The 20,243-nt window shown below is 56.8% G+C and carries 21 protein-coding genes; 9 read left to right on the plus strand and 12 right to left on the minus strand.

Translation table 11 applies throughout. The features are described 5' to 3' along the window. Positions 1-62 precede the first annotated feature (62 nt). On the minus strand, positions 63-1,064 hold the full coding sequence (hemB, locus tag PH7735_RS07725) for a porphobilinogen synthase (RefSeq protein WP_058310684.1): 1,002 nt from the start codon (positions 1,062-1,064) through the stop codon (positions 63-65). Positions 1,065-1,180: 116 nt separating this feature from the next. Here hemB and PH7735_RS07730 point away from each other — a divergent pair, with 116 nt between their 5' ends. The 4 genes from PH7735_RS07730 to PH7735_RS07745 all read left to right on the plus strand — a co-directional run bounded on the left by PH7735_RS07730 (position 1,181) and on the right by PH7735_RS07745 (position 7,263). Then, the gene (locus PH7735_RS07730; protein ID WP_099273317.1) at positions 1,181-1,705 is read left to right on the plus strand and encodes a component of SufBCD complex; all 525 of its coding nucleotides are present in this window, start codon (positions 1,181-1,183) and stop codon (positions 1,703-1,705) included. Positions 1,706-1,716: 11 nt separating this feature from the next. After that, the gene (mfd, locus tag PH7735_RS07735; protein WP_058310685.1) at positions 1,717-5,190 is read left to right on the plus strand and encodes a transcription-repair coupling factor; all 3,474 of its coding nucleotides are present in this window, start codon (positions 1,717-1,719) and stop codon (positions 5,188-5,190) included. Between the two features lie 79 nt (positions 5,191-5,269). Further along, a complete protein-coding gene (locus PH7735_RS07740; protein WP_058310686.1) occupies positions 5,270-6,022 on the plus strand; it encodes a DUF2092 domain-containing protein in 753 nt (250 codons plus the stop codon). Between the two features lie 11 nt (positions 6,023-6,033). Continuing rightward, entirely contained in the window at positions 6,034-7,263 is a 1,230-nt protein-coding gene (locus PH7735_RS07745) for a peptidoglycan-binding protein (RefSeq protein ID WP_058310687.1), read from the plus strand. 31 nt (positions 7,264-7,294) lie between these two features. On the opposite strand, the gene PH7735_RS07750 is transcribed toward PH7735_RS07745, so the two are convergent. The 4 genes from PH7735_RS07750 to PH7735_RS07765 all read right to left on the minus strand — a co-directional run bounded on the left by PH7735_RS07750 (position 7,295) and on the right by PH7735_RS07765 (position 11,139). After that, on the minus strand, positions 7,295-8,503 hold the full coding sequence (locus PH7735_RS07750; protein WP_058310688.1) for a multidrug effflux MFS transporter: 1,209 nt from the start codon (positions 8,501-8,503) through the stop codon (positions 7,295-7,297). A gap of 103 nt (positions 8,504-8,606) precedes the next feature. Then, a complete protein-coding gene (locus tag PH7735_RS07755) occupies positions 8,607-8,984 on the minus strand; it encodes a potassium channel family protein (protein WP_058310689.1) in 378 nt (125 codons plus the stop codon). Beyond that, positions 8,981-9,622 (minus strand): DsbA family oxidoreductase, encoded by a 642-nt coding sequence (locus tag PH7735_RS07760; protein WP_058310690.1) that lies wholly within the window; start codon positions 9,620-9,622, stop codon positions 8,981-8,983. The genes PH7735_RS07755 and PH7735_RS07760 overlap by 4 nt, the downstream gene beginning before the upstream one ends. Beyond that, positions 9,619-11,139: a class I adenylate-forming enzyme family protein gene (locus PH7735_RS07765; protein WP_058310691.1), complete on the minus strand. Its 1,521-nt coding sequence runs from the start codon at positions 11,137-11,139 to the stop codon at positions 9,619-9,621. Before PH7735_RS07765 ends, PH7735_RS07760 begins: the two co-directional genes overlap by 4 nt. A 66-nt stretch (positions 11,140-11,205) precedes the next feature. On the opposite strand from PH7735_RS07765, the gene PH7735_RS07770 reads away from it, so the two are divergent. After that, positions 11,206-11,829, plus strand: a complete 624-nt coding sequence (locus PH7735_RS07770) for a helix-turn-helix domain-containing protein (protein WP_058310692.1) — start codon at positions 11,206-11,208, stop codon at positions 11,827-11,829. Positions 11,830-11,873: 44 nt separating this feature from the next. Here PH7735_RS07770 and PH7735_RS07775 read toward each other — a convergent pair whose 3' ends face one another. The 4 genes from PH7735_RS07775 to PH7735_RS07790 form a co-directional block, all read right to left on the minus strand. Further along, positions 11,874-12,302, minus strand: coding sequence for a YqaA family protein (locus PH7735_RS07775; RefSeq protein WP_058310693.1), 429 nt, complete (start codon positions 12,300-12,302; stop codon positions 11,874-11,876). A gap of 98 nt (positions 12,303-12,400) precedes the next feature. Further along, positions 12,401-13,294, minus strand: a complete 894-nt coding sequence (locus tag PH7735_RS07780; RefSeq protein WP_058310694.1) for an amidohydrolase family protein — start codon at positions 13,292-13,294, stop codon at positions 12,401-12,403. Between the two features lie 98 nt (positions 13,295-13,392). Next, entirely contained in the window at positions 13,393-14,031 is a 639-nt protein-coding gene (locus PH7735_RS07785; RefSeq protein WP_058311196.1) for a DUF1638 domain-containing protein, read from the minus strand. Between the two features lie 93 nt (positions 14,032-14,124). After that, on the minus strand, positions 14,125-14,823 hold the full coding sequence (locus PH7735_RS07790) for a cobalamin B12-binding domain-containing protein (protein ID WP_058310695.1): 699 nt from the start codon (positions 14,821-14,823) through the stop codon (positions 14,125-14,127). A gap of 208 nt (positions 14,824-15,031) precedes the next feature. Here PH7735_RS07790 and PH7735_RS07795 point away from each other — a divergent pair, with 208 nt between their 5' ends. Next, positions 15,032-16,117: a PA0069 family radical SAM protein gene (locus PH7735_RS07795; RefSeq protein ID WP_058311197.1), complete on the plus strand. Its 1,086-nt coding sequence runs from the start codon at positions 15,032-15,034 to the stop codon at positions 16,115-16,117. Between the two features lie 74 nt (positions 16,118-16,191). Here PH7735_RS07795 and PH7735_RS07800 read toward each other — a convergent pair whose 3' ends face one another. From PH7735_RS07800 to PH7735_RS07810, 3 genes are all read right to left on the minus strand, one after another. Next, complete coding sequence (locus PH7735_RS07800; RefSeq protein ID WP_058310696.1) at positions 16,192-16,452, minus strand: hypothetical protein; 261 nt, start codon at positions 16,450-16,452, stop codon at positions 16,192-16,194. Between the two features lie 206 nt (positions 16,453-16,658). Further along, positions 16,659-17,672: a betaine--homocysteine S-methyltransferase gene (gene bmt / locus PH7735_RS07805; protein WP_058311198.1), complete on the minus strand. Its 1,014-nt coding sequence runs from the start codon at positions 17,670-17,672 to the stop codon at positions 16,659-16,661. Between the two features lie 316 nt (positions 17,673-17,988). Further along, positions 17,989-18,303, minus strand: coding sequence for a DUF1476 domain-containing protein (locus PH7735_RS07810; protein ID WP_058310697.1), 315 nt, complete (start codon positions 18,301-18,303; stop codon positions 17,989-17,991). A 156-nt stretch (positions 18,304-18,459) separates the two neighbouring features. Between PH7735_RS07810 and purC the strand changes: the two genes are divergently transcribed. The 3 genes from purC to purQ all read left to right on the plus strand — a co-directional run bounded on the left by purC (position 18,460) and on the right by purQ (position 20,207). Further along, entirely contained in the window at positions 18,460-19,215 is a 756-nt protein-coding gene (gene purC / locus PH7735_RS07815) for a phosphoribosylaminoimidazolesuccinocarboxamide synthase (RefSeq protein WP_058310698.1), read from the plus strand. Between the two features lie 93 nt (positions 19,216-19,308). Continuing rightward, positions 19,309-19,539: a phosphoribosylformylglycinamidine synthase subunit PurS gene (purS, locus tag PH7735_RS07820; RefSeq protein WP_058310699.1), complete on the plus strand. Its 231-nt coding sequence runs from the start codon at positions 19,309-19,311 to the stop codon at positions 19,537-19,539. Then, positions 19,539-20,207 (plus strand): phosphoribosylformylglycinamidine synthase subunit PurQ, encoded by a 669-nt coding sequence (purQ, locus tag PH7735_RS07825; RefSeq protein WP_058310700.1) that lies wholly within the window; start codon positions 19,539-19,541, stop codon positions 20,205-20,207. The genes purS and purQ overlap by 1 nt, the downstream gene beginning before the upstream one ends. Positions 20,208-20,243 lie beyond the last annotated feature (36 nt).

A 20,243-nucleotide genomic window follows, 5' to 3' on the forward strand; every position in this document is an offset into this window, starting at 1 on the left:
ATAGGGGGCATATCGCCCTCTGTCACTAGCCCGATCGCTGCGCGTGCAAAAAGTCCGGCGCGTTATTGCTGGTTCAGATGTCTGGCCACGGCAGGCGCAAAGTAGGTCAGAATGCCGTCACACCCGGCGCGCTTGAAGGCCATGAGGCTTTCCAACATCGCTTTGTCGCCGTCAATCCATCCGTTTTGGGCTGCGCCCATGATCATCGCGTATTCGCCCGACACCTGATAGGCAAAGGTCGGCACGCCGAATTGGTCTTTGACCCGCCGGCAAATATCCAGATAGGGCATGCCGGGTTTGACCATCACCATGTCCGCCCCTTCATCCAGATCCCGCGCGACAAGACGCAAGGCTTCGTCAGAGTTGGCAGGGTCCATCTGATAGGTGGCTTTGTCCCCCTTCAGGGCACCAGAGGCGCCCACGGCATCGCGGAAAGGCCCGTAAAAGGCACTCGCGTATTTTGCCGAGTAGGACAGGATGGCAACGTTTTTGTGGCCTTCGGCCTCGATCTTGGCGCGGATAGCGCCGATGCGCCCGTCCATCATATCGCTGGGTCCCAGAATATCTGCACCGGCCTCGCATTGTGCTATGGCCATTTTGACAAGCGCTTCGACGGTTTCGTCGTTCATGATTTCACCATCGACGACAATGCCGTCATGGCCATTGATGTTATAAGGGTCCAGCGCGATGTCGGTCATGATGGCGATTTCGGGAACCGCTGCCTTGATGGCGCGAATGGCACGGTTGGACAGGTTCTCGGGGTTCCATGCTTCGGCGCAGTCCTGGGTCTTGAGCGAAGCATCCGTGTAAGGAAAGATGCAGATCGCCGGAATGCCCAGTTCGGCGGCTTCACGTGCGGCGTCGACAATTTTATCAACCGACCGGCGCATCACCCCGGGCATCGAGGGAATTGGTTCTTCCACGCCTTCTCCGTCGCGCACAAAGACCGGCCAGATCAAATCTTCCACCGACAAGGCGTTTTCGCGAACCAGTCCACGGATCGCGGCGGATTTACGTGTGCGGCGCAAACGGGCGTGCGGAAAAGCGGCGGGTTGATGGCTCATGGCTGTCCTCATTTTTCAGTGTCCAACTGGTGCCACGGAATTTCACACATCTCAAGGCTAGGATTTGCCGCAGAGCCGCGTTATGTGAAACATCAAAGCCAAGAAAGGCAGAGGCAGTGGACTGGTATCAAACCGTTTTTGAAATGATCGACATGCGGAGCTTCTCGAACCTGTGGTTCTGGATTTCGCTTGCTGTGATGTGGTCAACCGCCAGCCATTGGGTGCTGGGCGTGCCATTTGACATGGTTTTGCGCGCCAAACGCGTTGGGGGGCAGACCGAAATCGATCTCGAAGACCTCGTGCGGATCAACACCAACCGTCTGTTGCATGTCGGGCGCGTCTCGGGCCTGTGGTTGTTGGGGATTGCGTGTTTTGTCCTGACGGGTCTCGCGGTGCTGGGCTTTGCCTATGGTCTGGAATTTGCTCAGGCCGTGTTCATGCTGATGTTCCCGATGTCGCTGGTCGGTCTGATGTCCTTGTCGACCGCCGCACGCATACAGGAAGAAGAGGCATCCGGTGACCTGCTGCGCAAAAGGCTGACACGTCATCGTCTGTATGTTCAAATCCTTGGCATGCTCTCTATTTTCGTGACCTCTCTTTGGGGCATGTTCCAGAACATGCAATCTTCGCCAATTCTCTGATTAGGCTCAAAATGTCGACACAACAACATATCAAAGTGGGCGGCGCGCCAGAAGGTTTTGACGCCCGTTTGATTCTGAACGAGGTCGCCAAGACAGGCGGGCCGGTTGTTCATGTGGCACGTGACGACAAACGTCTGGCCGCGATGCAGGCGGCACTTGCCTTCTTCCAGCCGGACATGCCTGTTGTGACCTTTCCGGGGTGGGATTGCCTGCCCTATGACCGTGTGTCGCCCAACGCCGACATTGCAGCAATGCGTATGGCCACATTGGCCGGACTTGTGCATGGCATGCCGCAACAGTTCGTGTTGCTGACCACGTTGAATGCCGCCACCCAGCGCGTGCCGGCGCGCGAAATCCTGAAAGAAGCGGCTTTTAAGGCGCAGGTGAACTTCCAGATCGATGAGAGCGCATTGCGCGGGTTTCTGGTGCGTATGGGCTTTACCCAGGCGCCGACCGTGATGGAGCCGGGCGACTATGCCATTCGGGGCGGTATTATTGATATTTTCCCTCCGGGAGACAGCGGGCCTGTGCGGCTTGATTTGTTCGGGGATGTTCTGGACGGTGTGCGCCGCTTTGATCCGGCCACTCAGCGCACCACCGAAAAATTGGAAATGATCGAACTCGCGCCTGTGTCCGAGGTCATTCTGGATGATGCGGCGATCACGCGGTTCCGTCAGAATTACCGGATTGAGTTTGGCGCTGCGGGAACGGATGATCCGCTTTATGAAGCCATCAGCGCGGGGCGCAAACATCAGGGTGTCGACCACTGGTTGCCCTTCTTTCACGAAAAGCTGGAAACGCTGTTTGACTACCTGCCAAAAGCAGTTATTTCTCTTGATGATCAATCGGATGCGACGCGTATTGCACGTTGGGAGTCTGTGGTTGATCAATACGAAACCCGCAAACATGCGTTGCAGCAAAAGAACCGGATGGACTCGGTCTATAAACCTGTACCGCCCGAACTTTTGTATTTGGACGATGATGCTTGGGGAACGGCAATTGCCGGTCGCCGTGTCTTGCATTTCAAACCCTTGCCACAGGCAAGCGGGGCCGGTGCGATTGATGCAGGTGGACGGATCGGTCGCAATTTCTCTCCTGAACGTCAGCAGGAACAAGTCAGCCTGTTTGCGGCGCTTGCGGATCATATCAAGAAGAAGCTGCCACAGGGACCGGTCTTGGTGGCCAGCTATTCCGAGGGCGCCCGCGAGCGTCTGACGGGATTGATCGAAGACGAAGGCGTCGCCGAGGCGATCCCGATCACCGATGCCACGCGGATCGGCAAATCGGGGCTGTATCTTGCGGTCTGGGCGCTCGAGCATGGGTTCGAAACCTCGGGTCTGACCGTGATCTCGGAACAGGATGTTCTGGGGGATCGTCTGATCCGTGCGCCGCGTAAAAAGCGCCGCGCCGAGAATTTCCTGACCGAAACCCAATCGCTGTCACCGGGTGATCTGGTGGTGCATGTGGATCACGGCATCGGGCGGTATCACGGGCTTGAGGTGATCACCGCAGCAGGGGCCGCTCACGAATGTATCAGCCTTGAATATGCTGAAAACTCGCGGCTTTACCTGCCAGTCGAAAACATCGAACTGCTTTCGAAATATGGTCACGACCAAGGGTTTCTGGACAAACTTGGCGGCGGCGCATGGCAGGCCAAGAAAGCCAAGCTCAAGGAACGCATCCGCGAGATGGCCGACAGGCTTATCCGGATCGCGGCCGAACGCGCCCTGCGCACGGCGCCAATTCTCGAGGCCCAGCACCATGCCTGGGAAGAATTCAGCGCCCGTTTCCCGTATCAGGAAACAGATGACCAGCTGCGCTCGATCGGTGATGTTATGGGGGATCTGTCTTCCGGCCAGCCGATGGATCGCCTGATCTGTGGCGATGTTGGATTTGGAAAAACCGAGGTCGCCATGCGCGCGGCCTTTGTTGCGGCGATGTCGGGCATGCAGGTTGCCGTTGTCGCGCCAACAACACTTCTTGCACGTCAGCATTACAAGAGTTTTGCTGAGCGTTTTCGCGGATTTCCTTTGGAAGTCAGAGCTTTGTCGCGCTTTGTTTCATCAAAAGAAGCAGAGAAAACGCGCGACGGCCTCGCGCATGGCACTGTTGATATCGTGATCGGCACCCATGCGTTGCTGGCCAAAGGCATTCGTTTCAAAAACCTTGGTCTGTTGATCATCGATGAAGAACAGCACTTTGGCGTGGCGCACAAAGAGCGCCTGAAACAATTGCGCAGTGACGTACATGTTCTGACCCTCACGGCGACGCCTATTCCGCGGACCCTGCAACTGTCGCTGTCAGGTGTGCGCGATTTGTCAATCATTGGCACACCGCCGGTGGACCGGCTGGCGATCCGGACTTACGTGAGCGAATTTGATGCGGTCACCATCCGCGAGGCCCTGTTGCGCGAACATTATCGCGGAGGGCAGTCGTTCTATGTTGTGCCACGCATTTCCGATCTGCGAGAAATCGAAGAGTTCCTGAACGAACAGGTGCCGGAAGTGACCTTTGTCACCGCGCATGGCCAGATGGCAGCGGGCGAGTTGGATGACCGCATGAACGCGTTTTATGACGGCAAATTCGATGTGCTTCTGGCCACCACGATTGTCGAAAGCGGGCTGGATATTCCGACGGCGAACACAATGGTGGTGCACCGCGCGGATATGTTCGGCCTGTCGCAGCTCTATCAAATTCGTGGACGTGTCGGACGTTCCAAAACCCGTGCCTATGCCTATTTGACCACGAAACCCCGCATGAAGCTGACACCTGCTGCGGAAAAACGACTGCGCGTTCTGGGCTCGCTCGACACTTTGGGCGCCGGATTTACGCTGGCCTCGCAAGACCTTGATATTCGCGGGGCAGGGAACCTTCTTGGGGAAGAACAGTCCGGGCAAATGCGCGATGTGGGCTATGAACTCTATCAGTCGATGCTGGAAGAGGCGATTGCCAAGATCAAAGCCGGTGAGATGGAAGGTCTGACCGAAGCGGATGACCAGTGGGCGCCACAAATCAATCTGGGTGTGCCTGTTCTGATCCCCAAAGACTTTGTGCCGGATCTGGATGTACGTCTGGGCCTCTATCGCCGCCTGAGCGGTCTGCACACCAAGGTCGAGCTGGAAGGTTTTGCGGCCGAGCTGATCGACCGGTTTGGCAAATTGCCCCGAGAGGTCAACACCTTGCTGTTGGTCGTGCGGATCAAGGACATGTGCAAACGCGCCGGTATTTCCAAACTGGACGGCGGACCCAAAGGGGCGACCATTCAGTTCCACAATGATAAATTCGCCTCTCCGCAAGGGTTGGTCGAATTCATTCAGGACCAGCGCGGGCTTGCCAAGGTCAAAGACAACAAGATCGTGGTCCGTCGCGACTGGAAAAAGGAAAGCGACAAGATCAAGGGCGCCTTTGCCATCGCGCGCGACCTTGCAACCAAGGTTGTGGCTGAAAAGAAGAGGGTCAAAGCCGCCAAGGCCGCCAAGGGGTAACGGCGCGGATTCTAGAACCTTGCCACGTGGGAACTTCTCGCCGTAGTCTGGTTAAACAGATCACAGCTGGAATTTGCCGATGTCCCTCGTACGATCCACCCTGACCGGGTGTTTTTTCGCTGTTTCCCTTGTTGGTATAGGGCAGACCGAAGAGGCGCCCAAAATCGATCCCATTGCCGCGGAAACCATTGAACGTGCAGGTGCCCTTCTGGCGCAGGCCGAAAATATCTCGGTTCGCTGGTTTGTTGCCTATGACGAGATACTGGATGGCCGTGAAAAGCTGACTCATATGCGCAGCGGGTTTAGCCTGTTGTCGCGCGAAGACGGGTATTATGCCCATGTCGTCGATGGTCTGGACACGCGCGAGATGTATTATGATGGCACGACACTCGCCATCCATGATGTCGAAAAAGACGCCTATGTTCAGGCCTATATCCCCGGTGATTATGAGGAACTGATTGATCGCGCGGATCAGGAATACGGTCTGGAAATTCCAATCTGGTCCGTGCTGAGCAAGCGCTATCAGGGGCAGTATCTCGAAGATGCGGAAACAGCGGCCTATATCGGGCTGACCCGTGTTGGCGCTCAGTTGGCGCATCATGTGGCCCTCAGCAATTATGACGAAGACTGGCAGGTCTGGATTGCGGCAGACGACGACAATCCGGAACTTTTGATGCTGGTGGGAACCGATCCCTACACACAGGGCTGGCCCCAGTATCGTGTCTATTTTTCTGATTGGGACATGAACCCCGAAATCGAAGAGGGCGCGTTTTCCTTTCAGCCGGGTGAAAATAGCGAACGTATGGTCTGGCCCAAAAGCCCGGATCAGTGAGGAGAGACACGATGAAACAGATATTCGCTGCGTTTCTGGTTGCCGTTATGGCAATCGTAACCTCACCGCAAAGTCTTCTGACCTTCTCGTTTGATGCGTCCAAAGCCATGGCACGCGGCGCAGGAGGAGGATTTACCGGCGGCGGCAATCGCGCCGGAGGGCGACCAGCCGGAGGAGGGGCCAAAGCACGCCCTGCCAGTCGGCCCGCGTCGCGTCCCGCCAGCCGTCCATCCGCAGGAGGACGGCCGCCCAAGGCAACGATGCCGTCAACGCGTCCCGCGGCCAAGCCACCGGCCGCTTCACGGCCCTCAACCCGTCCTGCCACGGGCAACCGTCCGTCGGTTGGCACGGGAAACCGCCCGCCCACAGGCGCGCGGCCATCAAACCCGAACGTGAACCGCCCAAATCAGCCGTCGACGCGGCCGGGTGGAAATCGTCCGCCGAATGCGGGCAACCGTCCGGGTGTTAAACCGCCGGGTAACGGTCAACGTCCACCAAATATGGGCCGCCCACCAGGAGGCCGTCCGAAACCTCCGGGACATCGTCCGCCGGGATACCACCCGCCGCACACGCGCCCACCGGGATATCGGCCACCCTATCACCGTCCGCCGTACTATCGCCCACCGCATTATCATTGGGGGCCATATTACTATCATCCCAGCTGGGGGTGGTTCTTTACCGCCGCTTTGGTTGGCTCGACCTTGGTTTATGTGTCGGATCTGCCGGATGACAAGGATTGTCAGAAGGTCGTCGAAGATGGTGAAACGCTGTATCTCTGTGATGGTGTCCTGTACCGCTCGACCTATTATGAGGACGAGCGCGTCTATGAGATTGTCAGCGATGCACCTGATGCACCGGAACCCGAAACTGTGTTTGGGCTGTCTTTGACAGAGCCGATGACCCGTGGTGCCGTTGTACGTGACCTGCAAGGCAAACTTTCCGAAGCCGGCTATGATGTCGGTGCCGTGGATGGTGTCTTTGGAAGCTCAACCGAAACCGCGCTGATGTGGTATCAGTACGACAATGGTCTGGATGCCACTGGGATTGTCGATGCGGACACCGCCGCGCTCATGGGGTTTGAAAGCCCTGTCAGCACTGCGCCAGCAACGCCGCCCGCCGCAGCACCAGCGGATGAACCTGCAGCAGAAACCCCTGCCGAACCAACGCCCGTGCCGTCTCTGGAAGAGGCGCCAGAGGCCGAGACCTCAGACGAGGCGGAACAACAGCCTGCTCAAGACTAACGGCGAGGGCCGGACAAACAAAAGAGGAGCGCTAGAAGCGCTCCTCTAAACGTTTCATCCACAACATCAGAGCAAATCCAAAAGCAGAGGCAACGCAAATGCCTGCTGCAACAGGCACCACTGTGCCATCAAAGGCCAACCCGATCGGAACGGCCAAGGCCCCGCCAAGAACCGTTGCAAACGCTCCCATGACGCTGGCGCCAGTACCGGCCATATGGCCCAGAGGTTCCATCGCCAGCGCGTTGAGGTTGCCAAGGGTCATCCCGGCCATGAAGAACACGGTGGTTTGCCAGACGACGAAAATCAAAAATTGCGCCATTCCCGAGTCCATCATGACCGCAGCAATAAACATGATCGCGGACAGCCCGATCTGGACGCCCAGCGACACCGTCACAAGATACCGCATACCAACCCGCACAACGAGCCACGCGTTCAACAGGCTGGCACTGCCCGAGACCAAGGCAATAGCGCCAAACCACAAGGGGAATTCGGCGCCGCGCCCAAAGGTGATGTCATAGATTTGCTGAACCGAGGAAATCAGGCCGAACAGGATCGCGAAACAAAACGACTGAACCAGCATCGAGATGCGCACCGACGGGATGGCCCACATTTCCTTCATACCGCTCAGCAGCAAAGACAGGCGGAAAGGGCGACGGTCCTCGATGGCCAAGGGCTCGGGCAAGCGGATCGAGACCCACAAGACCGAGATCAGCGAAAACACCATAAAGGCAAGGAACACACCGCGCCATCCCGTGAAGGCGATGATGACAGCCCCCAAAGACGGCGCAATGGCGGGAACAAGGGTAAAGATCATCATGGCAAAGGAGACAATCCGCGCCATCTCGCGTCCCGAAAACAGGTCGCGAATAATCGCAAGGGTGACGATACGGGGGCCAGCGGCCCCGACACCTTGCAAAAGACGCGCGGCAAGCACCAGTTCAAGCGACTCGCTCAGCCATCCGACAAAGGCGCAGACGGAATAGATCAGCGCGCCCCCGATCAGAATACGTTTGCGCCCGAATGCATCGGACAGAGGGCCGGTAAACAGGGTGCCAATGCCCATGCCCAACACAAACGAGGTCAGGATCAGCTGTGCCCGATTAAGGTTATCAGGGCTGAGTTCGCGCCCGATTTCTGGCAATGCGGGCAGCATGGCATCAATTGAAAATGCGATGGTGGCAAACATCATCGCGCAAAGCGCCACAAACTCGCTGCGGGACATTGTTAGGGAAGCGGGCATAAGACTACCGTAAATAAAATGGACCTTTAATCGCTAACACAGCGTGATCCAACGGGCCACCCGCATTCGCTTGGGGTGGGCCGTGCCGACGCGTCACAAATTTTCAGGGGCGGTTTGCGGTCTCTGGCTGGTCGTCCAGATTGTCGGCGTGGGGCTCTTCTTTGGCTTTGTGGTGGCCCAGATGCGCCACCAGCCATTCCGAATGCGCCGCGTGCTTTTCGGCCGTGATGCGACCGAACTGTTGGATAACAAAGGCAAAAATGCCGATGCCAAGGAAAATATAGACCGTGGTTCCGATCTTACCAAGGGTGGTTACGGGCACAAACTGTCCATAGCCAACCGTCGACAATGTCACGACGCAAAAGAAATAGCTGTCGACCCAGCTCCAGCCTTCGACAAAGTGAAAAAACACCGTGCCGCTGCCAATCACCGGAATAAGCAGCAACAGGATCATGTAGAAGATCCTTTCGCGTGGCGTCATGCATTGGCCTCTTGTTCTTTCAGCTCTTCAATCACCTTGATCCACAGATCCGCAGGCTGTGCGCCGGGCACGGCGTGCTGGTTGGCGATGATAAAGGTGGGAACCGAGTTTACACCCATTTCACGGCTGTGCGTGTCGCGTTTGCGGATCATATCGACATCTTCGTCCGATTTCAGCAGCTTGCCAATCACGGCGGCATCCAACCCGCAACTATCAGCGATATCGCACAGCACTTCGCGGCTTCCGATGTCGCGGCCGTCGTGGAAATAGGCGGTGAACAGGGCATTCACGATTTCGTCCTGTTTGCCTTCAATTCCGGCCCAATGGATCAGGCGATGGGCATCTACGGTGTTGGGAGTTTTCTGAATAGCCCCAAAATCGAGATCCAGACCATCTTCGCGGGCATGCTTTTCAATTTCGCCATAAACCCGCACGGCATTTTCTTTGCCGCCAAATTTGGTCTCGAGATAGGTCCGGCGATCCATGCCTTCGGCAGGCATATCGGGGTTCAGCTGGAAGGGGTGCCATTCGATCACAAAGGGATGATCCGGCACATCGGCCAAAGCTTTTTCAAGGCGTGTTTTGCCGATATAGCACCACGGGCAAATAGGATCGGAAAGGATATCAAGTTTGATCATCGGTCGGCCTCAAAGGTTTTGCGCAGGGCGCGGCGGCTGAGTTTGCCATTCGGATTGGTCGGCAAGGCCTCAAGCCTTTTGTACAGTCTCGGCTGCTTGTAACGGGCCAAGTTACTTTCCGCAAATGACTTGAGGGCTGCTTCGTCAAGATCCGTGGTCGCGGTATAAAAGGCCGCAATAATCCATGTGTCTTCCTTGATCTCGATGTCGGTGACACCCACGGTGCCAAGACCGGGAAAACGATGCAGGGCGGCTTCCACCTCGAGCGGCGAGACACGGAAACCACCGGCGTTCATCATGTCATCCGCGCGTCCTGCATAGGTAATATAGGCATCGTCATCCATGACGCCGCGATCCCCTGTGAGAAACCAGTTGTCCTGAAACCGCGCTTCGGTTTCCTGATGCGCATTAAAGTAACCCAGCATCAGACCGGGGTCGCGGCGATCAACGGCAATGGTGCCCTCGGTGCCCAAGGGGACAGGCCCATTTTCATCGACGATGGCAATGCGACGCCCGTTTTGCGGGGTGCCCAAGGTATTGGGATGCGCAGGCGACGAGGGGCTAGCAGAAATAAAGGTCGAACATTCGGACATGCCGTAGGCTTCGTAGAGTGCGGTGCCAGTATCAGAGAGCCATTCTTCGCGGATAGTTTCCGAAAGTTTTTCTCCGGCGGTCAGACCATGACGCAGATCAGGCAAATGGATGTCCGGATGATCGCTTAGCATCTTGCGATAGATCCCCGGCGCGGCGGCGAAAATCGTTGCCTTGTGGGTTTTGAGCAGCTTTGGAAGGTCATGCAGGTCCACGCCTTTGTTGGGAATAAGCGCCGTCGCGCCCACCGACCAGGGATCCATCAGACCGGTCCCCAAGGTAAAGGTCCAGTTAAAGGCCCCTGCATGCATCAACCGGTCGGACTGGCGCAAACCGTACCAGCCCTCATGCATCATCTGTCTGGCCCAGATGGCGCGGTGGGCGTGGCACACCGCGCGCGGCTGACCCGAGGTGCCGGAAGTATAGATGATATAGCCCAGACGCTCTGGATCGCCCATGTGAAAGGGCGCTGGAGGCAGATCACGCATCGCTTCGAGCTTATCGACGCTCAACTGCGGAATGTCGGGTGTGTCCGGCGCGGCAATCGCCGGATCGCGCAGGATCGCCGCCGGAGACAGCTCGGCCACCATTTTGGCCACTTCTGGCGCAGTTAGTTGCGAGGATGTTGGCACCGGCACAAGGCCCACCGATATGGCCCCCAGATAGGCAATGGGAAAGTCGACGGTATTGCCAAGACGCATCAAAACGATGTCGCCGGGTGTCAGCCCCTGTTGCAGCAACCCCGCGCCAGTGCCCAGAACCGCGGCTTTGAGATCGCCATAGGTCCAGACCTGTGCGTCCGTCATGGACATCACCGCCAAGGCGGGTTTGTCGGCCAAAGCATCAGCATGGGCAAGAACATGGGCAGCCATGTTGAACGGGGTCGGGGCGGGCGCACAGGCGCCTTTGTCGAATATGGAAAGCATAGGAACTTGGTAGGCCGAGGGATGGGCAGTTGCAAGAGGGGCAAAGGGCGCGATAGAAAGACCCTTATGACAGGTAAAGATCCCAAATCACTGATCAAGGTGGCGCGTGAAAACGGCCAGCATGACCATATCGAACCGCTCGACCTTGGCTTGCGGGTGCGTGAACTGCGCAAGGCTCGTAGCTGGACGCTGGAACAGGCCGCGCAACAGGCGGGTCTGGCGCGTTCGACACTGTCTAAAATCGAAAACGGCCAGATGTCGCCCACCTATGAAGCCCTGAAAAAGCTGGCGGTTGGGCTCGAAATTTCGGTGCCGCAGCTGTTTACACCGCCGCAAAACAGTCAGGTCAACGGACGTATGTCGGTGGTGAAATCCGGCGAAGGTGTCCACCATGCAACCGTGACCTATGAGCACGAACTGCTGGCCGAGGCGCTGACGAAGAAATCAATGCTGCCGTACCGCGCGCGTGTGCGGGCCCGCTCGATCGAAGAATTCGACGGCTGGGTACGTCATGACGGGGAAGAATTCCTGTATGTTCTGACCGGTGTTGTGCATCTTTATACCGAGTTTTACGAACCGGTTGAGATGCGCCGGGGCGACAGCGCCTATTACGATGCGTCGATGGGGCACAACGTGGTGTCTGTATCCGACGAAGACGCGACTATTCTGTGGGTGACATCGCTGGCCTAATGCGTCGTTTGGCGGCGTCTGGTTGCCTCTTGCTGCCTATGACGTCAAATCCAGGCCAAGGTCAGAGCCGCAAGCACCAGATAGCGTGCGCCTTTTGCAATGGTCACCAGCACCAGAAAAGGCACAAACGGTTCCCGCATCACACCCGCGATCACGGTCAGGGGATCACCGACCAACGGCAGCCAGCTGGCGAGAAGGGACCATCTGCCATAGCGGTGATACCAGTCTTGCGCGCGCCGAAGCTGGTCATCGGATGCCGGAAACCAGCGTTTGTGTTTAAAGCGCAAAAGGTATTTGCCCAGCACCCAGTTTATCACGGACCCCAAAACATTGCCGACTGTCGCAACGGCCAACAGGATCGGGACAGGGTGCTCTTCTGCAACCAGCAGCGCAACAAGAACCGCCTCTGACTGCATCGGAAGAATCGTGGCCGCGATCAGGGCGGACAGGAAAAGAAGAAGATATGCAGTCATGGAGCGGTTTTGCGGGGGATCGCCCAAGAGTGCAAGCGCGAAGGCGGTCTGTCACCCTGCGCGCGCAACAACGCTCAATCCGAATACCCCCTTTGGGGTCAGCGTTTCCCGATCAAATCCATAGAGATGTCTCGGTCAAACACCCGTTCCGCGTTTTTGTACGCGATCTTTTCGGCAACATCGCGCGGCAACAGCGACAGCCACGCCCGGTTTGACGCGATGATGCTGTCATAATCATCCCACTGGCTGTTGACCCATGTGTCACTGCCAACCATCAGGCGATCCTGAAACTGATAGATGATCTTTTTCCAGACGGGATGCAGGGAATCCTGACCATCAAGAATTTCGTATTCTTTCAAGGATGTATCGGCCAAAAGGGTGGGGCGTTCTTTCATCAGCCGGTAAACACCGTTTGCGCTTTCGCCCAGACCGGCATGGGCCCAGATGATTTTTGCGCTTGGATCAAGACCGTAAAGCCAGCGTATTTCATCCGCGCCAGAGTGGACATGCAGATAGATGTCACGCTCTTTCGCCAGCTTGATCACGTCGCGAAACAGCGGCTCGTCAAATGGATCAAGACGGTGAATGTGGAACTCGCCAATCCCCTCATGCGGATAGGTGTCGAGACGCCCGCGCAGATACTCTTGCATGCCCTCGACCTTGGCCCAGTTCGATGATCCCGCATTGCCGTGATAGGGGCGCAGCTCGGGCACGATCCGGTTGGGGGCATATTCCCACAGCATGATTGTGCCTTCGTCCGGCGTAGAGGACACCAGCCCCATGACAACGCCGTTTCGATCCATCAACTGGATGATGCTTTTGACCGGATAAGCGTCCCACGCGGGTTCCTTGTAATGGATATGCGCGTCAAAAATCGGCAGGTCCTTTACCGCATCACCAATCGGCGTGGCGGCATCATCGGCCATGGCCAAGGAAGACATTGCAGCGGCGGCCAGAACCGCAGCACAGACAGAATTGGCAAAAGCGGGCATGGGATGTTTGCTCCTTGGACAACGGCTGTTGCCCCAGAGGATGGCCCAGCTTTGTCTAATTGCAAACACCGCGTGACAAGAAACCGTGGAAATACATGCTACAATGCGGCCAGTGTCGTGGCGAGATCACCATAACCCGTCATGCGCCGCTCGAACGCGAGGCCCAGTCGATCAGCACAGTCCCGGGCTTTCTGCGTCAACGCGGGATCATCCGTTTGTGCCTGATAAACCAGCTTTGAGTAATTGCCGAAATACATGTCTCTGAGATCCGGGTGGCGGTCCAGCCCCATCGGTTTCCAGACAAAGGCATCAAACTGGCGAACCAGAAAGTCGGTCAGATAAAAAGCGTCGAATTCGGTTTCACTGATCTCGGCAAACTTTTGATTTCCCTCAAAAAAGCTGTAGCAATGAGGGCCTTGAACCATATCAACGCCAAGGTCGCGACATTCCTGTTCCAGCAACCCGCCGGTGCCACAATCGGCATAGACAACGAAGATGTCATCATATCGGTCGCGGTGCTTTTCCACGGCTGTACGCACGGCTTCGGGGATTTTTTGCGGGTGGATATGAAGGATCGCAGGAAGGCAGGTCAAATCCATATGATCCCAGCCATTGGCCTCTTTCAAATCCAGAATTTCACGCGCCAGCGCCCCGCAGGCAATCAGCAGGATTTTGCCTTTGTGTTGATCCAGATCCAGACCTTCAGTGGTCAGTTTTTCATCAGACGGGTGGGGCATGGCAGGGAACACTTCCTTGAAAGTGAAACGGCCTGCCCACAATAAAGAAGGCAGGCCGTAGCAAATTTATGAACTCTTTTCAGAAGGGCGCGATCAGGCGCTCATCTGGTTGTGCTTGCGCGCAACATATTCTTTCGCGGTTTCAACAGCCACAGCCGCATCACGACAGTAGGCGTCTGCACCGATGGCTTTGCCGAATTCTTCGTTAAGCGGCGCGCCACCTACCAGAACGGTATACTCGTCACGGACGCCTTGCTCGACCAGTGTATCGATTACAACCTTCATGTAAGGCATTGTCGTAGTCAGCAGGGCAGACATGCCGAGGATGTCCGGCTTGTGCTCTTCCAGAGCTTCCATATAAGCCTCGACCGCGTTGTTGATCCCGAGATCGACAACTTCGAAACCTGCGCCTTCCATCATCATGCCGACAAGGTTTTTGCCGATGTCGTGGATGTCGCCTTTGACAGTACCGATCACCATCGAACCCATGCGCGGTGCGCCGGTTTCTGCCAGCAATGGCTTGAGGATGAACATTCCGCCCTTCATGGCGTTTGCGGCCAGAAGAACTTCTGGAACAAACAAAATACCATCACGGAAATCGGCGCCAACGATGGTCATACCACCAACCAGTGCTTCGGTCAGAATCCGGTATGGTTCCCAACCGCGTTCCAGCAGAATGTTAACACTCTCTTCGATCTCTTCCTTGAGGCCGTCATAGAGGTCGTCAAACATCTGTTGAACAAGTTCCTCGTCGTCTAGTTCCGACAGGATGATATCGTCTTCTTCCGACATGGGCGTTCCTTTTTGTGCGGGCGCTCGGCCTGTTGTGTATCTTTCAACCACAATTCGTCTTTTTGTATCGATCCGACTGTCAAAATTGCGACATGGACGAAGCTGAGACCGACTTATAGCGAGGAAAATATTTCTCGTGGAGTGAAACTTCTTCATGGAAGAGATGAGGTTCGTTGCATTTGTTCTTCATTTGTTCCAGTGTTGCGGCATGCAAAACTGTGAATCTTCGAAAATTGAAAAGGAAAGGCGTCGCGGGCGCGGCGCGCTCAGCAATCAGGCAGGTCGGTTTGATCTGGCCCGAGTCGAAGAATCAGATGGCTGGGACATCCCTTTTGACCGCCCCGCGTTCAAGACCGAACTGCGTCTGGAGCCGGCCAAAACCATCATCACGCGCAACACATCCCCCGATGTGCCGTTTGATCGGTCCCTGAATCCGTATCGGGGATGCGAACACGGGTGTGTCTATTGTTTTGCGCGTCCAACCCACAGCTATCTCGGGCTTTCTGCGGGACTTGATTTTGAAACACGCCTGATCGGACGGCCCAATGCGGCGGCCCTGTTGGACAAAGCCTTGCGGCGCAAAGGGTATGACGTGGGCACCCTTGCGGTAGGCACAAACACAGATCCCTATCAGCCGGTCGAAAAGGAACAGGGGATCTGGCGCGCATGTCTTGAGGTGCTTGAACGTTTTCAGCACCCTGTTGGTATCGTGACCAAAGGGACGTTAATCGAACGTGACATCGATGTTCTGGTGCGCATGGCCCGCCGCAATCTTGTGCATGTCGGGATATCGATCACAACGCTTGATCCTGATGTGTCTCGCGCGATGGAGCCCCGTGTACCGGCACCGGCGCGGCGTCTGACAACCGTTCGCCGTTTGGCGGATGCGGGTATCCCGGTGCGGGTCATGATGGCGCCGGTAGTGCCTGCGATCACCGACATCGAGATCGAGGCGCTTTTGGGGGCAAGTGCCGCTGCGGGCGCACGGGCGGCAAGCTGGATCATGCTGCGGTTGCCGCTTGAAGTGTCGCCCCTGTTTCGCGAATGGCTGGACACGCATTTTCCGGATCGGGCCAAGCGGGTCATGGCACGGGTCCGCGAAATGCATGGCGGAGAAGATTATCGTGCCGACTGGGGCAAACGCATGCGCGGCGAGGGGCACTATGCAGAGATGATCGCATTGCGGTTCAAACGTGCCATGCGCGCCCAGAACCTCGTCGCGACGTTGCCGCCTTTGAACACAGACCTGTTTTGTCCGCCATTGTCCAAAGGGGATCAGCTGGCGTTGTTCTAGCGCGCACAATGCGTGGACACGTCAGACCCGAACGCCACCGGCGCGAACCGGCGGGCAGGGGGCGTGCATCGGGTTCAGCTTTGCAGGGCCATAACTTCTTTATGCACACGGCGCGCCTTGGCAATCGCCATATCCGCGAGGCAGACGTCGTCTTTGCAGGCGGCGATTTTGGAATCAAAACTGTCGCGGGCAATTTCAAGCGCGGTACGCTCGGACGGAAGAACCTCGAAAGCATATTCCAGCGGCGCATCGGGCGCGAGAATGCCCTCTTCACGCAGTTTGGCCTCGGCAATATCGCGTGCCGCAGGGGTCAGTTTTTCGAACAGGATACTCATTTTGGTTTCCTTTCGGAGTTATCGTGACATGGTTTCAAGAGACCCGTTCGAACAGCGATTGGGCCGCAAGACGGATCAGACACCAAGAGTGTGGGCGGGGCTAAACACCGGGGGCACTGATCTATGTCAAATTGCTCCGATCCGTCGCAACGAAAAAGGCCGGACGCAACGCATCCGGCCCTTTGTTGCATGATTTTAAGGCAGTCTTAACCGCGACGACGGCGATTGCGACGGGCGGGGGCCGCCGAGTCTTCTCCGGTGCCGTCATTGGCAGAGGAAAAAGCGCCCAGTGTTTCGGTGATCTGATCCAGTGTCGGACGTGGTCCCCGTGGACGGGTTTCCAGCGCGGCACGCATGGCGATCAGGTGCTCGGGTTTCGTACCACAGCAGCCGCCAATGATGGTTGCGCCACAATCGCGGGCCATCACGGCGTAATCCGCCATCAGTTCTGGCGTCCCGTCATAGTGGATGTGACCGTCGACATATTTGGGAATGCCGGCATTGCCCTTGGCGATGATCGGGCGTTCGTTACCTTGCGCCGCGAATCCGAGAACCGTGCGCAACAGGTCTGGCGCGCCGGTGCCGCAGTTGGCGCCAAAAGCGATCGGAGGATTTGGAAGGCCTTCGACCATCTGGGCCATGTCCTGAGACGTCATGCCCATCATTGTGCGCCCAGCGGTGTCAAAGCTCATCGTGCCGCACCATGGCATATCCGCCAAGGCAAACGCTTCGGCAGCGGCTTTGTATTCTTCGGGGGCCGAGATCGTCTCGAGCCACAAAACGTCAGCGCCGCCTTCTTTGAGACCTTCGGCCTGTTCATGGAAAATCTCGACCGCGGCGGCGTGCGACAGTGCGCCAACAGGTTCAAGGATCTCACCGGTTGGCCCGACAGATGCGCCAACAACGATGGGACGGTTTGCGCGATCGGCCACATCACGACCAAGTTCGGCTGCGATGCGCGACAATTCACGCGCGCGGTGGCCGGCATTGTGCAGCTTCAGGCGCGCCGAGTTTCCGCCAAACGAGTTGGTCAGGAACAGATCGGAACCGCTATCGACAAAGCCCTGATACAGCTTCTTGATGCGATCCGGGTGCGTTTCGTTCCACAGTTCCGGCGCATCACCCGCCTCAAGACCCATGTTGAACAGGTTGGTGCCAGTGGCGCCATCGGCCAGGATCCAGTCGCGGGTTTCCAGCATTTTGGTCAGCGCGTTGGTCATTTGGCTCTCCTTCGCAAGATTATCATGAATATATGGTGTTTGCCGCACATGTGTCATGCCCGTGCAAAAGGCACAATGCGCATTTTCCTCATAGTCTTTATGAAGCAAGCAACCGCTGACGGCGCATCAGGCGGGTTCGACAAATCCCAAGAATACACAAGATAAGGGGAAAGGCGCTGTTTGTGCCTTTGGGTTCCAACAGGTTGGCAAAGGAAATTCTACGGGGCCCGGTGGCCGTGGCCGATGTCCGGAATAGACAAAACGCGCAGGAGGGGACTCCTGCGCGTTTTTCGTGATCAGAGTGTAAAAAGCCGGATCAGGCTTCTTTCATGATCTGGTCTTTGGCAACAGCCAGAAGCTCTGCGCGTTTTGCGCGAATTTCGTCTGCTGTGGATTTGCCTTCCAGATCTGCCGCAACTTTGCGGACAACATCTTCGTGTCCGGCTTCTTCGAAGTCGGCAATTACAACGGTTTTGGCATATTCGTCTGCGTCTGCGCCGGTCTTGCCGAGTGTCTCGGCAGCCCACAGGCCCAACAGTTTGTTGGCGCGTGCATCGGCTTTGAAGTTCATTTCTTCATCGTGAGCAAACTTGGCTTCGAATGCGTTTTCGCGATCGTCAAAGGTGGTCATCTGCGGAATCCCTTGCAAATGTTGGCGTTGAACCCTGTATGCACAGGTGATCGCATTGCCGCAAGGGGGCTGGGCACGCTTGCGACAATGCCGCCCATGGATTAAGAGAGCGCCAGACAGCGGGGACTCGGCCCCGCGGCACAGGAAAGAGACCCCATGGCGCGTGGTAAAAAGATTTACGAAGGCAAAGCCAAGATTTTGTTCGAAGGCCCGGAACCCGGGACGATTGTTCAGTATTTCAAGGATGATGCCACCGCATTCAATGCCGAAAAGAAAGACGTGATTGACGGCAAGGGCGCGTTGAACAACCGCCTGAGCGAATATTTCATGACCGGTTTGAACCAGATTGGCGTGCCGACACACTTTTTGAAGCGTCTGAATATGCGCGAGCAGCTGGTGCGCTCTTGCGAAATTATTCCGCTGGAAGTGATCGTGCGGAACTTTGCCGCAGGGTCGATCAGCAAACGTATGGGCATCGAAGAGGGCACACAGCTGCCGCGCCCCATCGTTGAATACAGCTATAAAGACGACAGTCTTGGCGATCCTCTGGTGCCGGAAGAATATATCGCCGCCTTTGGATGGGCCAGCCAACAGGACATGGACGACGTTCTGGGTCTTGCGCTGCGCGTGAATGATTTCCTGTCGGGTGTGATGTATGGCGTCGGTATCAAGCTGATCGATTTCAAAATCGAGATCGGCCGCGTTTATGACGGCGACTTCCAGCGTCTGGTTGTTGCGGACGAAATCAGCCCCGACAGCTGCCGCCTTTGGGATATGGAAACCGGTCAGAAGCTGGACAAGGACGTCTTCCGCCGGGATCTGGGAAACCTGACCGACGCATATGCCGAAGTGGCCCGTCGTCTGGGCGTTATGCCCAAAGGTACCGGCCCCAAGCCGACATTGGTAAACTAAGACTGTCGCGTTCCGGAACGGGCGCGGCGCACAGGATTTATGTAGAGAGAAGACACCAATGATGCGGTTCTTCTTCAACTCGGAGAAAAAGACATGAAAGCACGTGTGTACGTGATGCTGAAAAACGGTGTTCTGGATCCGCAGGGCGAGGCCGTGCGCCACGCGCTTGGCAGCCTTGGATTTGACGGCGTTGAAGGCGTGCGTCAGGGCAAGATCATCGAGCTTGATCTGGCCGAGGGCAGCACCGAAGACACTGTGACCGAGATGTGCGAAAAGCTGCTCGCGAACACAGTGATCGAAAGCTACCGTGTGGAGCTGCTGTAATGAAGGCGGCCGTCATTGTATTCCCGGGTTCCAACTGTGACCGCGATCTTGCGGTTGCGTTTGAACAGGCGGGCATGGACGTCACCATGGTGTGGCACAAGGACACCGCGTTGCCCGAAGGGTTGGACATTGTCGGGGTTCCCGGCGGGTTTTCCTTTGGGGACTATCTGCGCTGTGGGGCCATTGCCGCAAATTCACCTATCTGCAAATCGCTGATCGCCCATACCGAGCGCGGCGGTTATGCGCTTGGGGTGTGTAACGGTTTCCAGATTTTGACCGAGACAGGTATTTTGCCGGGCGCGCTGCGCCGCAATGCTAACCTGAAATACATCTGTCGCACCGTTGGCCTCAAGGTTGAGGCCACCAACACGGCCTTTACGTCGCAATATGATGCAGGGCAGGTGATCAACGTTCCGATTGCGCACCATGATGGCAACTATTTCGTCTCTGACGAAAAGCTGGCTCAGCTGCGTGACGAGGGCCGGATTGCCTTTACCTATACAGACAATCCCAACGGGTCGGTTGCCGATATCGCCGGTGTGGTTTCCAAGAACCAGCGCGTTCTTGGCATGATGCCACACCCCGAGCGTGCAGCGGACGAAGGGCACGGCGGCACCGATGGTGTGGCAATGTTCCGCTCGTTGGTGGACCAACTGGCGACAGCCTGACTTGTGACCCCCGCGGGGGCGGCGTAATCTGACTCT

The organism is Shimia thalassica (assembly GCF_001458215.1).
GTDB classification, from domain to species: domain Bacteria; phylum Pseudomonadota; class Alphaproteobacteria; order Rhodobacterales; family Rhodobacteraceae; genus Shimia; species Shimia thalassica.